The 14,653-nt window shown below is 72.6% G+C and carries 10 protein-coding genes; 8 read left to right on the top strand and 2 right to left on the bottom strand.

All coding sequences use genetic code 11. The features are described 5' to 3' along the window. Positions 1-56 precede the first annotated feature (56 nt). From RM812_RS19380 to hflX, 5 genes are all read left to right on the top strand, one after another. Positions 57-554: a hypothetical protein gene (locus tag RM812_RS19380; RefSeq protein WP_311574082.1), complete on the top strand. Its 498-nt coding sequence runs from the start codon at positions 57-59 to the stop codon at positions 552-554. Positions 555-658: 104 nt separating this feature from the next. Continuing rightward, the gene (gene dapF, locus RM812_RS19375; RefSeq protein ID WP_311574081.1) at positions 659-1,552 is read left to right on the top strand and encodes a diaminopimelate epimerase; all 894 of its coding nucleotides are present in this window, start codon (positions 659-661) and stop codon (positions 1,550-1,552) included. Between the two features lie 215 nt (positions 1,553-1,767). After that, positions 1,768-3,933 (top strand): RelA/SpoT family protein, encoded by a 2,166-nt coding sequence (locus RM812_RS19370; protein ID WP_311574079.1) that lies wholly within the window; start codon positions 1,768-1,770, stop codon positions 3,931-3,933. A 146-nt stretch (positions 3,934-4,079) separates the two neighbouring features. Continuing rightward, positions 4,080-5,606 (top strand): M1 family metallopeptidase, encoded by a 1,527-nt coding sequence (locus RM812_RS19365; RefSeq protein WP_311574078.1) that lies wholly within the window; start codon positions 4,080-4,082, stop codon positions 5,604-5,606. Between the two features lie 145 nt (positions 5,607-5,751). Further along, on the top strand, positions 5,752-7,245 hold the full coding sequence (gene hflX / locus RM812_RS19360) for a GTPase HflX (protein ID WP_311574076.1): 1,494 nt from the start codon (positions 5,752-5,754) through the stop codon (positions 7,243-7,245). A gap of 67 nt (positions 7,246-7,312) precedes the next feature. Here the strand turns inward: hflX and RM812_RS19355 are convergent, their stop codons facing one another. Together RM812_RS19355 and RM812_RS19350 are read right to left on the bottom strand one after the other, a co-directional pair. Beyond that, the gene (locus RM812_RS19355) at positions 7,313-8,524 is read right to left on the bottom strand and encodes a trypsin-like serine peptidase (protein ID WP_311574074.1); all 1,212 of its coding nucleotides are present in this window, start codon (positions 8,522-8,524) and stop codon (positions 7,313-7,315) included. 117 nt (positions 8,525-8,641) lie between these two features. Then, positions 8,642-9,865 (bottom strand): trypsin-like serine peptidase, encoded by a 1,224-nt coding sequence (locus RM812_RS19350; RefSeq protein ID WP_311574072.1) that lies wholly within the window; start codon positions 9,863-9,865, stop codon positions 8,642-8,644. Between the two features lie 487 nt (positions 9,866-10,352). On the opposite strand from RM812_RS19350, the gene RM812_RS19345 reads away from it, so the two are divergent. The 3 genes from RM812_RS19345 to RM812_RS19335 all read left to right on the top strand — a co-directional run bounded on the left by RM812_RS19345 (position 10,353) and on the right by RM812_RS19335 (position 14,512). Beyond that, a complete protein-coding gene (locus RM812_RS19345; RefSeq protein ID WP_311574070.1) occupies positions 10,353-11,753 on the top strand; it encodes an aminotransferase class III-fold pyridoxal phosphate-dependent enzyme in 1,401 nt (466 codons plus the stop codon). Between the two features lie 38 nt (positions 11,754-11,791). Beyond that, positions 11,792-13,741 (top strand): IucA/IucC family protein, encoded by a 1,950-nt coding sequence (locus tag RM812_RS19340; RefSeq protein ID WP_394816484.1) that lies wholly within the window; start codon positions 11,792-11,794, stop codon positions 13,739-13,741. 81 nt (positions 13,742-13,822) lie between these two features. Continuing rightward, positions 13,823-14,512 carry a GNAT family N-acetyltransferase gene (locus RM812_RS19335; RefSeq protein ID WP_311574068.1) on the top strand — a complete coding sequence of 230 codons (690 nt, stop codon included), beginning with the start codon at positions 13,823-13,825 and terminating at the stop codon, positions 14,510-14,512. Positions 14,513-14,653: the final 141 nt, after the last annotated feature.

The following is a 14,653-nucleotide window of genomic DNA, read 5'->3' as shown; positions in this document are numbered from 1 at the left end:
TGCCATCATCGAGCTTCGATCGACCGAGTGAGTCCTAGTTGGGAGGGCGCGTGGCGATGGAGGCCGGCCCTCGCGACACCGCACCGAGTACCGAACACGTCCCCGCCGACGGCGGACCGGAGCCGGATGGAGCCGCTCTGAGTCCGGACGGCCCCGACGAGACGCCGGAGGGGGTGGCCGCCGACGGCCCCGAGCCCGACGCGATGTACGGGGACGAGGTCGAGGTCGAGCTGCGTCCGCAGCGGCGGCTGCGGATCTGGCAGCTCGCGCCCATCGTGTGCCTGGCCGCGGTCGGCTCCCTGATGTTCGCCTTCCCGCTCGCCTTCGACTTCGGCGACAGCGGGGCCGTGATCGCGATGCTGGGGCTGCTGATCTGCTCCTGCGCGGCCGGCTGGGGCATGATGGCCGCCCGTCGGGTCGGTTACACGTGGCCGGGCCTGCCGCAGCGCGGCTCGGGCCGACGCGCCGACTGGCGGATGATCCTCGCGTACGCCCTGGCGGTCGCCGCCGTCGTCGCCCTGGCCGTGTGGCGGGTGGCCCGACTACGGGGCTGACGCCGAGCCCCCTGCCGCGGGCCGACGGCCGCGTGCGCGCGTGGCCGGACGGGTGAGGCGGGAGACCGGCCCGCTCCTTGGTGCCCACCCCGTACGATCGAGGGATGAGCACGCGGATCGCCTTCCTCAAGGGTCACGGCACCGAGAACGACTTCGTGATCGTCCCGGACCCGGACAACGTCCTCGACCTGACCCCCGCCGCTGCCGCCGCCCTGTGCGACCGCCGCGCGGGCATCGGCGGTGACGGACTGCTGCACGTGGTGCGGTCCGCGGCGCACCCCGAGGCCAGGGCCATGGCGGCCGACGCGGAGTGGTTCATGGACTACCGCAACGGCGACGGCTCGGTCGCGGAGATGTGCGGCAACGGCGTGCGGGTCTTCGCGCGCTACCTCCAGCGCGCCGGGTACGTCACCGAGGGTGACCTCGCCATCGCCACGCGCGGCGGCGTCAAGACCGTGCACATCGCCAAGGTCGCGTCCGACGGGGACTCCGCCGCGGGCGACATCACGGTCGGCATGGGCCGGGCGCTGCTCCCCGAAGGCGACGTCGAGGTGAGCGTGGGCGAGCGCAGCTGGCCCGCGCGCAATGTGAACATGGGCAATCCGCACGCCGTGGCCTTCGTCGCCGACCTCGGCCACGCGGGCGACCTGTACTCCCCGCCGCCGTTCCGCCCGGCCGCCGCCTACCCGGACGGCGTCAACGTCGAGTTCGTGGTCGACCGCGGCCCCCGCCACGTCGCGATGCGCGTGCACGAGCGCGGCTCCGGGGAGACCCGCTCGTGCGGCACGGGCGCGTGCGCCGTCGCCGTCGCCACCGCCCGCAGGGACGGCGCCGACCCGGCGGTCACCGGCACCCCGGTGACGTACACCGTCGACGTGCCCGGCGGCACCCTGGTGATCACCGAGCACCCCGACGGCGAGATCGAGATGACCGGCCCCGCGGTGATCGTCGCCGAGGGCGAGATCGATGCCGGATGGCTGGAAGGGGTACTCGCCTGAACCACAGCCCGGTCCATGACACTCAGTGCGAAACGTAAACCCTCTGTCCATCGCTCGATTGGGTGATCCGTTTCACGCTCGGCGAGAGGCGGTCGGCCGCAGGTGATGGGCTCGATAGCATCAACCACCGGCCCGGACGGGGGACCGACACCATCCCCTGAGCCGTGTCCGCCCTGGGATACCCCGTCCGCCGGTCCGTGCAGCCGGAGGTGCCCATGAATGCGGAGGCCGTCAACCCAGCGAGCCCCGGGCCTGTGACGCCCGGGGCCACCGGCGCCGTCGCGCCGACGGCGTCGCGCAGGAAGGCCCGCGCCCGGATCGACCTGCGCCGGCTGGGCCGCGCCGCACTGCTCGGCCCGGCTGCCCGCGGCCGGCTGCCCGACGCCATCGGCCATGTCGTCGAGGCCCACCGCGCCCATCACCCCGACGCCGACCTCGACCCGCTGCGCCGCGCCTACCTGCTGGCGGAGTCCTCGCACCGCGGCCAGATGCGCAAGAGCGGCGAGCCGTACATCACCCACCCCCTCGCCGTGACCCTGATCCTCGCCGAACTCGGCGCCGAGACGACCACGTTGACCGCGTCCCTCCTCCACGACACCGTCGAGGACACGGACGTGACGCTGGACCAGGTCGGCGAGCAGTTCGGCGCCGAGGTGCGCTACCTCGTCGACGGAGTCACCAAACTGGAGAAGGTCGACTACGGCGCCGCCGCCGAACCCGAGACCTTCCGCAAGATGCTCCTCGCCACCGGCAACGACGTCCGCGTGATGTCGATCAAACTCGCCGACCGGCTCCACAACATGCGCACCCTCGGCGTCATGCGCAAGGAGAAACAGGAGCGCATCGCCAAGGTGACCCGGGACGTGCTCATCCCGCTCGCCGAACGGCTCGGCGTCCAGGCGCTCAAGTCCGAGCTGGAGGACCTGGTCTTCGCGGTGATGCACCCCGAGGAGTACGAGCGCACACGGGAGTTGGTCGACGAGAACGCCGCCCGCGCGGACGACCCGCTCGCCGAGGTCGCCGACGAGGTGCGCAGGGTGCTCCGCGAAGCCGACATCACGGCCGAAGTCCTCATCCGTCCACGCCACTTCGTCTCCGTGCACCGCGTCTCCCGCAAGCGCGACCCGCTCCGCGGCGCCGACTTCGGCCGCCTCCTGGTGCTCGTGCAGGAGGACGCCGACTGCTACGCCGTCCTGGGTGAGCTGCACACCTGTATGACGCCCGTCGTCTCGGAGTTCAAGGATTTCATCGCCGTACCGAAGTTCAACCTGTACCAGTCGCTGCACACCGCGGTGGCCCGCGCGCAGGACGGTCAGGTCGTCGAAGTCCTCATCCGCACCCACCAGATGCACAAGGTCGCCGAGGCCGGAGTCGTCGCGCTCGGCAATCCCTACGCGCCGCCGTCCGAGGAGCAGACCGCGGGCGACGGCGAGCGCGTCGACCCGACCCGGCCGGGCTGGCTCTCCCGGCTGCTCGACTGGCAACGCGGCGCCCCCGACCCCGACACCTTCTGGTCCACCCTCCGCGAGGACCTCGCCCAGGACCGAGAGATCACCGTCTTCCGGCCCGACGGCGGCACCCTCGGCCTGCCCGAGGGCGCGACCTGCGTGGACGCCGCGTACGCCCAGTACGGCGAGGACGCGCACGCGTGCATGGGCGCCCGGGTCAACGGACGCCTGGCGACCATGAGCACGGTCCTGCGGGACGGCGACACCGTGCAGCTCCTGATGGGGCAGGACCCCGCCTCCGAGCCCTCCCGGGAGTGGCTGGAGCACGCCCACACCCCCGCCGCGCGGATCGCCATCCAGCGCCGGCTCGCGGCCCACCCGGCGCACGAGCCCGCAGAACCGGAGGAGACGGCGCGCGGTCCCGTCGCCGACGCACCCGCCCCACGCCCGTCGGCCGACGGTCCGGCGCTCCGGCCCGCCTCCGCCGACGTCCTCGTCGATGTGCCCGGGGCGACCGTGCGGCTGGCCGGCTGCTGTACCCCCGTACCACCCGACAAGATCACCGGCTTCGCCGTGCGCGGGGGAGTCGTGACCGTGCACCGCGTGGAGTGCGCCGTGGTGGCGCGGATGAAGAGCGGGGGCCGCCCCGAGGTCGGAGTGCACTGGGGCGACAGCCCCGAATGCCGGGTCACCCTGCTCGCCGAATCGTTCGGCCGCCCGCATCTGCTCGCCGACCTCACCGAGGCCATGGCCCTCGCGGGCGCCGAGATCATCTCCGCCACCGTCGAACCCCCCGACCGGCAGCGGGTCCGCCACACCTACACCGTCCTGCTCCCGGACGCCGCGCGGCTGCCCGCCCTCATGCGTGCGATGCGCGAGGTGGCCGGGGTGTACGACGTGAGCCGGGCACAACCGCAGCCGACCGGCGCCTGAGCCGGAACCCGGGCCGGATCCGCCTGAGCCGGAACCCGGGCCGGAGGTCGGAGGGCGGCAGCAGGCGGCCACGGAGACGTACCCGATCGGGTGCCCCGGGCGCGCGCCGTCGCCGCGGCGCACGCGTGCGCTGATAGCCGTGGGGCATGCCGCACACCCCTCACCCCCTGCCTTCCCGACCCCCCGCCCCATCCCCCCGCCGATTCAGAGCCGTGGCACTGCTCGCCTCGGCCCTCTCCGTCGGCCTGGTCGCCGCGAGCGCCCCGCCGACCCCGCTGGGCGTCGGCGACCGCCTCTTCCCGTACCTCGGCAACCCCGGGTACGACGTGGCGTCGTACGACCTCTCCTTCAGCTACTCCGGCAGCAACAGCGAGCCGCTGAAGGCCGTCACCACCATCGACGCCCGGACGACCGCCGACCTGGACCGGATCAACCTCGACTTCGCCCATGGAAAGGTCGACTCCGTAGAGGTCGACGGAGAGCCGGCGGCCTTCGCCACCGCCGACGAGGACCTCGTCGTCACGCCCGAGGACGCGCTCGCCGAGGGCGAGCGGGTGCGGATCATCGTGCGGCACAGCAGCGACCCCGTGTACCCCGAGGACCGCCAGGGCGGCTGGGTGCGCACCGCCGACGGTCTCGCCATGGCCAACCAGGCGGACGTCGCCCACCTGGTGTTCCCCTGCAACGACCACCCCTCCGACAAGGCATGGTTCACCATCCGCGTCACCGCCCCCGACGGGCTCACCGTCGTCGCGAACGGCTTCCCGACGGACGTGGACCGGGCCGGCGCGGCGACCACCTGGACGTACCGGACCGGGCACCCCATGGCCACCGAGCTCGCCCAGGTGTCCATCGGCCGCTCCACGGTGCTGCACCGCACCGGCCCGCACGGACTGCCCGTCCGGGACGTCGTGCCGACGAAGCACCGCGCGGCGCTCGAACCGTGGCTGAAGAAGACCCCCGACCAGATCACCTGGATGGAGAACAAGGTCGGGCGCTACCCCTTCGAGACGTACGGCCTGCTCATGGCCGACGCCACCACCGGTTTCGAACTCGAGACCCAGACGCTCTCCCTCTTCGAGCGGGAGATGTTCACCGACTCCGTCCACCCCGAGTGGTACGTCGAGTCGATCATGGTGCACGAGCTGGCCCACCAGTGGTTCGGCAACAGCGTCAGCCCGGGCACCTGGTCCGACCTGTGGATCAACGAGGGACACGCCACCTGGTACGAGGCCCTCTACGCGGAGGAGACCGCGGACAAGTCACTGGAGGCCCGGATGAAGGCCGCCTACGGAGCCTCCGACCGCTGGCGCGCGGCGGCCGGACCGCCGGCCGCCCCCGAGCCGCCCGAGCCCGGCAGCAGGACCGGCATCTTCCGCTCCAACGTCTACGACGGTGCCGCGCTCGTCCTCTACGCCCTGCGCCAGGAGATCGGCCGGCCCGCCTTCGAGCGCCTCGAACGGGCCTGGGTCGACCGCCACCGGGACGGCACGGGGACGACCTCCGACTTCGTCCGGCTGGCCTCGGAGATCTCCCGCCGGGACCTGGGCGACTTCTTCCAGGCCTGGCTGTACGGCGAGAAGACCCCGCCGATGCCCGGCCACCCGGACTGGAAGCCGACGGCGGCCGACCGGGTGCCCGCGGCCGGCACCGGGAAGGCACACGGGGAATAAGCCGGTGACGAGACGGCCCGTGCCGTGCGACCATCTTCGGGACGGCGCGGTACGGGCCCCGGGAATCTCCCCGTCGGTTCGCGCGTTGTCACCAGTGCGGCGGTATCCGTGCCGCGCGATCGTTTCCCAGCTACGTAAGGATCCAATGACCTCCTCTTCTTCCCCCTCCCAGGACACCAAGCGTCTCGCGCAGACCTACCCCGAGGGCCTTCGGGCCGATGCCCTGATGGAAGAGGACGTCGCCTGGAGCCACGACATCGACTCGGAGTGGGACGGCGAGCAGTTCGACCGCTCCGACCGCGCGGCTCTGCGCCGGGTGGCGGGTCTCTCCACCGAGCTCGAGGACGTCACCGAGGTCGAGTACCGGCAGCTCCGTCTGGAGCGGGTCGTCCTCGTCGGCGTCTGGACCTCGGGCACCGTGCAGGACGCGGAGAACTCCCTCGCGGAGCTTGCCGCCCTCGCGGAGACCGCGGGCGCGCTCGTGCTCGACGGCGTGATCCAGCGCCGCGACAAGCCCGACGCCGCCACCTACATCGGCTCCGGCAAGGCCCAGGAGCTGCGGGACGTCGTCCTCGACACGGGCGCGGACACCGTCATCTGCGACGGTGAGCTCAGCCCCGGCCAGCTGATCCACCTCGAGGACGTCGTCAAGGTCAAGGTCATCGACCGTACGGCCCTGATCCTGGACATCTTCGCCCAGCACGCCAAGTCCCGAGAGGGCAAGGCGCAGGTCGCGCTCGCGCAGATGCAGTACATGCTGCCGAGGCTGCGCGGCTGGGGTCAGTCGCTGTCCCGGCAGATGGGCGGCGGCAAGGGCGGCGGTCTCGCCACCCGTGGTCCCGGTGAGACCAAGATCGAGACTGACCGGCGCCGGATCCGCGAGAAGATGGCGAAGATGCGCCGTGAGATCGCGGAGATGAAGACCGGCCGCGAGATCAAGCGCCAGGAGCGCAGGCGCAACAAGGTGCCGTCCGTCGCCATCGCGGGCTACACCAACGCCGGCAAGTCCTCGCTGCTCAACCGTCTCACGGGCGCGGGCGTGCTGGTGGAGAACGCGCTGTTCGCCACCCTGGACCCGACCGTGCGCCGCGCCGAGACACCGAGTGGTCGTCTGTACACCCTGGCGGACACCGTCGGCTTCGTCCGGCACCTGCCGCACCACCTGGTCGAGGCGTTCCGCTCCACGATGGAGGAGGTCGGCGACTCCGACCTGATCCTGCACGTCGTGGACGGTTCGCACCCGGCTCCGGAGGAGCAGCTGGCCGCCGTGCGCGAGGTGATCAGGGACGTCGGCGCCACCGACGTACCCGAGATCGTCGTTATCAACAAGGCCGACATGGCCGACCCGCTGGTGCTCCAGCGGCTGCTGCGGGTCGAGAAGCGGTCCATCGCGGTCTCGGCGCGCACCGGTCGGAACATCGACCAGCTGCTCGCCCTGATCGACGACGAGCTGCCGCGCCCGTCGGTCGAGATCGAGGCGCTCGTGCCGTACACCCACGGAAAGCTGGTCGCCCGTGCCCACGACGAGGGCGAGGTGATCTCCGAGGAGCACACCCCGGAGGGCACCCTGCTCAAGGTGCGGGTGCACGAGGAACTGGCGGCGGAGCTCACGCCGTACGTCCCGGCACCGCTCGCCTGAGGCCGCACAGCAGAGACCGAGGGCCCGCCCCCTGCTCGGCAGGGGGCGGGCCCTCGGTCTGTGCGTGTCACTGACCGCCGTACGTCCTGCTCATGTCCTGGTACATCGCCTCGGCCTCCGGGCCCAGCTGCGGGCCCGCCAGCCAGGTGTTGTCGAGCGGGCCGATCGAGGTGTTCGAGACCAGCCTGGTCTCACCGTCCACCACCCGGAACCAGCCGCCGCCGGACGAACCGCCGGTCATGGTGCAGCCGATGCGGTACATCGTCGGCAGCGACGGGCTCAGCGACAACCGGCCGGGCCGGTCGACGCACTTGAACATCTTCAGGCCGTTGTAGGGCGGAGCGGCCGGGTAGCCCCAGGCTCCCATGCTGCCGGCCTCCGAGGCGGACGGGGCGGAGAAGTCCACCTCCAGCGCCGCGCCCACCGTCTCCTCGAGGGACTTGCCGCCCTGCTCCGGCTTCACGTGCAGCAGGGAGTAGTCATGGGCGGCCCCGTCGCCGCCGCTGTCCGAACCACCCTGGATCCACTGGTTCGACGTCGACGCCCAGTCGGCCCACCAGGTGCCGTACGGCGCCATCTCGGTGGTCGTCGCGTCGGCCAGTTCCACCTCGGACTTGCCGAGGTCGTTGTACGACGGTACGAACGCGATGTTGCGGTACCAGCCGCCGCTGCCGCCGGCGTGCACGCAGTGGCCCGCCGTCCACACCAGGTTGGACTTGCCCGGGTGGTTCACGTCCTTGACGACGGTGCCGGAGCAGACCATCGAGCCCTCGGGGGAGTCGAAGAAGACCTTGCCGACCGGGGCGGCGTTCTCGTGGTACGGCGTCTTCTCCGCCACGGCCTCGACGGGCGCCGGCTCCGGGTCGCTGACGCCCCGGTCGGCGGCGGCGTCCTTGGTCGTGACGGTCTTGTCGGCCTCCTTCGCGGACTTCATCCGGTCCGGCTTCCACAGGCCCTCGATCACCGGGTTGACGAAGTCCTTGGCCTCACTGAGCCACTTGTCCTTGTCCCAGTTCTTCCAGCCCCCGTCCTTCCACTGGTCGACGTCGATGCCGTGCTCCTTGAGCCGGTCCGCAAGACCGGCCGGGAGCCCCGCCTTGCCGTCGCCGCCGGTGTCGGCGGCCTGAGAGGTGCCGCCGCTGGGCTTGGTGTCGGCCTCGTCCTTCTCCGATCCGCCGCAGGCGGTCGCAGTGAGCGCCAGGGCGGCGACGAGGCCGCCGGCGGCGAGTGCGGTGCGCCGACGGCGCCGTGGCAGGACGGGCGTGAATATGGAACGCATGGTGCGCTGACCCCCGTTGAGAACGTGAACATACGAATGTCGGGGTGGGGAGCGCGGGCATCGTCCGCCCGACGCGCCCCACCGGCCTCCGAGTCGAGTGCGGTGCTCAGCGAGCGGTCACTGGCCGGCGAACTTGTCGCTCACCGCGTCGAACACGCCCTTGGCCTCCTCGCCCAGCCGCGGACCCGCCAGCCAGCCGGCCGTCACCGGGCCGATCGAGGTGTTGGACACCAGTGCCGGCTTGCCGTCGGAGCCCGCGGCGATCCAGCCGCCGCCGGACGAACCACCGGTCATGGAGCAGCCGATGCGGTACATCGTCGGGTCGGAGGCGTTGAGCGACAGCCGCCCGGGCTTGTCCTCGCACTGGTAGAGCTTCTGCCCGTCGTACGGCGGCGCGGCCGGGTAGCCGATCGCCTTCATGCTCTTGACCTGCGGCACGGCGGGCGCTTTGAAGTCCACCGGCAGCGCCGAGCCGACCGTCTCCTCCAGCGACTTGCCGTCGCTGCCCTTCTCCGGCGTCACATGGATGACGGCGTAGTCGTACGAGGCGCCGTCGCCGCCCGTCGCGCCGCCCTGCTCGATCCACTGGTCCGAGGTCTGCGCCCAGTCGCCCCACCACACACCGTAGGGAGCGACCTCTTCCTTGGTGGCGTCCTGCAGCTCCGCCGTCGATTCGCCGGCGTCGTTGTACGACGGCACGAAGGCGATGTTGCGGTACCAGCCGCCCTTCTTGCCGGCGTGCACGCAGTGGCCGGCGGTCCACACCAGGTTGGACTTGCCGGGGTTGGCCGGGTCCTTCACGACGGTCGCCGAGCAGACCATCGAACCCTCGGGGGAGTCGAAGAGCAGCTTGCCCGCGGTGGCCGCGCTGTCGTGGTACTTGGGCGGCACGGCCTGCGCCTGCACCGGCTGCGGCTCCGGGTCGGTGACGCCCTGGTCACCGGAGAGGTCGCTGTCGTCTACCTCCTGGTCGGGCTCCTGGGCGTCGCGCATCCGGTCCGGGTCCCACAGGTCCTCGATGATCGGGTTGACGAAGTCCTGCGCCTCACGCAGCCACTTGTCCTTGTTCCAGTTCTTCCAGGCGCCGTTCTTCCACTGGTCGACGTCGATCCCGTGTTCCTTGAGCTTGTCCTTGATGTGGTCCGGGATCCGGATCTCGCCGTTGCCGCCGTCCGAGGCTGACGCGGAGGCGTCACCGCCGGCCTCGGCGTCGCCCGACTCGCAGGCGGTGGCGGTGAGCGCGAGCGCCGAGACGAGCGCCACGGCGACGGGTACGGCGGAGGTTCTGCGCCGCCCGTGCCTGTGCCCGCGCATGGTGAACGACGGCCGTATGGATCGCATGGTGCTGACTCCCCCTGCTGTGAACGAACGTGGTGTCGCGGCCGTGCCCCACCGCCGGTCCCGGATCGGTTCCCGGCTCATTCGGAGCTCACGGCGTCCTGCGACGGCACCACACACTATTCGTTCGCTGTGGGGGAGTTCCGATGGAACGGCAACGGTTCGGATACAGCCGTCTGACCTGGCACACCGCACTCGGGCGGCCCCGAACGACCCGGAGAGCCCGGAGAGCCGCGCCGCGGTCGGGGACGGGGCGACGACGACCACTCCGTCCCGGCGAACGATCTCCAGGTCAAGCCGTAACCCGGTGACCGGTGCGCGGTTGGTAGCGGTGGGGGGCCTGCCGTCCGGGTGTGGTCCCCCGTGCCGAGGGCGACCCGGGACGTCGGGCGCCTCTGGACAGCGGGAGGTCGAAGCCGTGACGGAAACCGCGTGCGGGGGGTTTGCGTCCGAGGACGGGAGCGTCGGACCGACCGCGGAGAAGAGGCCCGTGGGCGAGGTGTCCGCGCGGGCGAGTGCCGTGCGGGAAGGCACCCCGAGGCGCCAGCCGGCGCGCGAAACCACGGCCCGCACCTACGCGCGCGCCCTGCCGGTCGTGCCGGTCCGGGCCCGGGGTCTCACCATCGAGGCCGCCGACGGCCGCCGCTACCTGGACTGCGTCTCGGGCGGGGGGACACTGGCCCTGGGGCACAACCACCCGGTCGTACTGGGGGCGATCCGCGCAGTGCTCGACTCGGGTGCCCCCTTGCAGGTCATGGACCTCACCACCCCCGTCGAGGACGCCTTCGTCACCGAGTTGCTGCGCACCCTGCCGCCCGGCCTCGCCGGCCATGCGCGGGTGCGCTTCTGCGGACCCACCGGGACGGACCCGCTCGCCACCGCCGCAGGCCTGGTCCGTGCCGCCACCGGTCGGACCCGGGTGGTCGCCTTCACCGACGTCCACCACCGTGCGACCGCCGAGGCGTGTGCGGGTCCGGGCGACGCCTGCGGCACACGGCTCGCGCGCCTGCCGTACCCGCAGGACCCGCACTGCCCGTTCGGCGTCGGGGGCGAGCACGGGGCCGAACTCGCCGGTCACTGGGCCGAGTCCGTCCTCGACGACCGCCGAACGGGGGAGGCGCTGCCCGCCGGGATGATCCTCGAACCGGTCCAGAGCGAGGGCGGCGTGCTCCCCGCGCCGGACACCTGGATGCGGCGCATGCGCCGCATCACGGCCGAACGGTCCGTCCCGCTGATCGCCGACGAGACCGAGACGGGCGGCGGGTGGACCGGTGCGTTGTGGGCGGTCGAACACAGCGGAGTCACCCCCGACGTGCTGGTCCTGTCCAAGGCGATCGGTGGCAGTCTGCCGCTGGCCGCGGTGGTGCACCGCGATGATCTGCACGTGGGGCAGTCCGATTCCGGCACCTTCCGCGGCAACCAACTCGCCCTGGCCGCGGGCGCGGCGACCCTCGCCCACGTCCGCGAGCACCGCCTCGCCGATCACGCCGCCGCACTCGGGGCCCGGGTACTGACCCGACTGCGCGCCCTGGCCGAGGAGTTCCGGTGCGTCGGTGACGTGCGGGGACGGGGCCTGTTGATCGGCGTCGAGATGGCCGCGCCGGACGGCGCGCGCGCCCCCGCCACCGACGGTAACCGCCCCGGCCGCGCGTCCCGCACCGCCGCCGAACTCGCCGCCGCCGTGCAGCGGGCGTGCCTGTGCCGAGGGTTGATCGTGGACGTCGTCGGCCCGTCCGCGAACGTCGTACGGCTCCTGCCGCCGCTGATCGTCACCGAGGAGCAGATGGCGGCGGTCCTGGACCGACTCGCCGACGCGGTGGCGGCGGTGGAGGGGGCGGACCGAGGCCGCGGCGGCCATGCCCCACCGCACGGGGAACGCGCGCCGCGTTGAGACCCGCACCAGGCCATCGCACGTCACAAGGAATCACTTTGCACACCACCCCCGCACCGGTACCCGCCCTCGCATCGACACGCCTCGCCGACGCCGAATGCGTGCCCCGGCCCGTACCGGCGTCCGCAGCCGTTCCCGTTCCCGCGCCCGCCGACTTTGTGGACCGTCCCGCCGACCCGTACGGCGCGGCCCAGGCCGCGGCCGTGGAGAACCTGATCCGCTGCTGGGCCCGTGAGACCGACGCACCCGCCCCCGACAACGGTGTCCTCCAGGTGCCGCTACCGGCCAGCGGGACGTCCCTGGCCGTCCCCGTCCACTACTGGTCCCCGACGGGCCTGCACCGCTTCGGCCTCCCGCGCCTGGCCGACGCCCCCGCCTCGGCGCCGCCCGCGGACGCGGTCACGGTGTCCGCGCTGCTCGCCCGGGAGGCGTACGGCGTCCCGGGGCCCGACGGTGCCGACCTCGTCGCGCGGGTCGCCGACTCCGTCCGCCGTACCGCCGTCTTCCTCCGCGACCGCAGGGATGACAGGGACGACAGGGAGCGCCCGGAGCCCCGGAAGCGCCCCTCCGGCGGCTCCGGCACACCCGGCGGCTCCGCTCCCTCCGGCACTCCCGACCTCTTCCTCGCCGCCGAGCAGGCACTCCTCCTGGGGCATCCGCTGCACCCCACCCCGAAGAGCCGCGAAGGCCTCACCGAGGCGGAGGCGCGGCTGTACTCACCCGAACTGCGCGGCTCCTTCCCCCTGCACTGGGTGGCCGTCGCCCCCGGTGTACTCGCCACGGACTCGGCCTGGACCGAGCACGGCCGCCCGGTCGACGCGTCCCGGCTCACCGCGCGCCTCGCCGGGGACGGGCCGACGCCGCCGGACGGATACGCGGTGCTTCCCCTGCACCCCTGGCAGTTCCGCGCGGTACGGCACCGGCCACGGACGGCGGCCCTGCTGGACGCGGGACTGCTCCGGGACCTCGGTGTCCAGGGCGTCCACTGGCACGCCACCTCCTCCCTCCGGACCGTCCACCGAACCGGCGCCCCCGCCATGCTCAAACTCTCGCTTTCCCTGCACATCACCAACTCCCGCCGGGAGAACCTCCGCAAGGAACTCCACCGCGGAGTCGAGGTCCACCGTCTGCTGCGCGGCGTCCTGTCCCGCCAGTGGCAGGCCGCCCACCCGCACTTCGACATCGTCCGCGACCCGGCCTGGCTCGCCGTCGACGGACCGGACGGCAGGCCCGTACGCGGGCTCGACGTGGTCATCCGGCACAACCCGTTCCGGCCCGCGGACGACGTCTCCTGCGTCGCCGGCCTCGTCGCGCCGCGGCCGCACGCGTGGGCGGGCGGGCCGGGCTGGCACGCCGCTTCCGCCTCCGCCCCCTCCCGGCTGGCCGAGGTCGTCACCCGACTCGCCGCTCGGACCGGCCGGCCGCGCCGAGCCGTCGCCGTCGAGTGGTTCCTGCGGTACCTCCACCACGTCGTACGTCCCGTCCTGTGGCTGGATGCCCACGCCGGGATCGCCCTGGAGGCACACCAGCAGAACACGCTGCTCCTGCTGGACGCCCACGGCTGGCCGGCCGGCGGCCGCTACCGCGACAACCAGGGCTACTACTTCCGTGAGTCCCGTCGCGCGGAACTGGAGGCCCGGCTGCCCGGCATCGGCGAGCACAGCGACACGTTCGTCTCCGACGAGGTCGCCGACGAGCGCTTCGCCTACTACCTGGCCATCAACAACGTGCTCGGCCTCATCGGCGCCTTCGGCTCCCAGCACCTCGGCGACGAACGGCTGCTGCTCGCGGCCTTCCGCCGATTCCTCCGCGATCTCGCCTCTGGCCCCGCCCCGCTGAGCAGTCCGCTGCCCGCGCACCTCCTCGAGTCGCCGGTACTGCGCTGCAAGGCCAACCTGCTGACCCGGCTGCACGGCCTCGACGAACTCGTCGGCCCGGTGGACGCCCAGTCCGTCTACGTCAGCATCACCAATCCGCTGCACGCCTGAGCCCGCCGCCGACCCGCCCGTCCGGCGGCGACCACCGGTCCCCCTCCCGATTCCCTCTCCGTCTTCCGAAAGAGCGACACCGTGACTTCCACCGATGCGAGCGCCGACGACACCCTGGACCTGCACCTGCCCGACGAGTTCGTCGCCCTCTTCGGGAAGGACGGGAACGCCGCCGGGACAGGGAGGTCGCGGCCCGGCGACGACCTGCTCGACCGCGTCGCCGACTGGGGACCGGCCGTCACCCTCGCGGGCGTGTTCCGCCTGGTGCCCGTCGATGCCGAACGGGACGTTCCGCTCATCGGCCGCTGGATGAACGACCCCGCCGTCGCCGCGTTCTGGGGGCTGACCGGCCCGCAGAGCGTGACCGAGGACCACGTACGGGCCCAGCTGACCGGCGACGGACGCAGTGTCCCGTGCATGGGCGTCCTGGAGGGCGTGCCGATGAGCTACTGGGAGATCTACCGCGCCGACCTCGACCCGCTGGCCCGGTACTGTCCCCTCCGGCCGCACGACACCGGAATCCACGTCCTGATCGGCGATGCCGCCGACCGTGGACAGGGTCTCGGAACCACGTTGGTCAGGGCCGTCACCGACCTCGTGTTCGCCGGGCGGCCCGCCTGCACGCGGGTCCTCGCCGAACCCGACGTCCGCAACACGCCGTCCGTCGCCGCCTTTCTCGGCGCCGGGTTCCGGTGCGTCGCCGAGGTCTCGCTCCCCGCCAAGCGAGCCGCCCTCATGGTCCGCGAGCGGTCCTCGCACGAGGTGCCGTAGCGCCGCGCCGTCCCGCTCACCCACCCGTCGGCCCGCCCCTCAGGAGCCTCCCTTGCCCCGGCTGTCCCCTCCGCCCCTCCTGATGCCGCTCCGGTCGCCTCTGCCGCCCCTCGCGCCCGTCGTGCGTACCCGCTTGTCAGT

This window comes from Streptomyces lancefieldiae (genome assembly GCF_031845825.1).
GTDB lineage: Bacteria > Actinomycetota > Actinomycetes > Streptomycetales > Streptomycetaceae > Streptomyces > Streptomyces lancefieldiae.
Note: the sequence above shows the minus strand (reverse complement) of the source record. Positions and strands in the feature narration are given on the sequence as shown.

Coding starts and splice junctions, on each gene's coding strand:
- RM812_RS19370 (WP_311574079.1), top strand. CDS start 1,768: ATGAATGCGGAGGCCGTCAACCCAGCGAGCCCCGGGCCTGTGACGCCC.
- RM812_RS19355 (WP_311574074.1), bottom strand. CDS start 8,524: ATGCGTTCCATATTCACGCCCGTCCTGCCACGGCGCCGTCGGCGCACC.
- RM812_RS19365 (WP_311574078.1), top strand. CDS start 4,080: ATGCCGCACACCCCTCACCCCCTGCCTTCCCGACCCCCCGCCCCATCC.
- RM812_RS19350 (WP_311574072.1), bottom strand. CDS start 9,865: ATGCGATCCATACGGCCGTCGTTCACCATGCGCGGGCACAGGCACGGG.
- dapF (WP_311574081.1), top strand. CDS start 659: ATGAGCACGCGGATCGCCTTCCTCAAGGGTCACGGCACCGAGAACGAC.
- RM812_RS19380 (WP_311574082.1), top strand. CDS start 57: ATGGAGGCCGGCCCTCGCGACACCGCACCGAGTACCGAACACGTCCCC.
- hflX (WP_311574076.1), top strand. CDS start 5,752: ATGACCTCCTCTTCTTCCCCCTCCCAGGACACCAAGCGTCTCGCGCAG.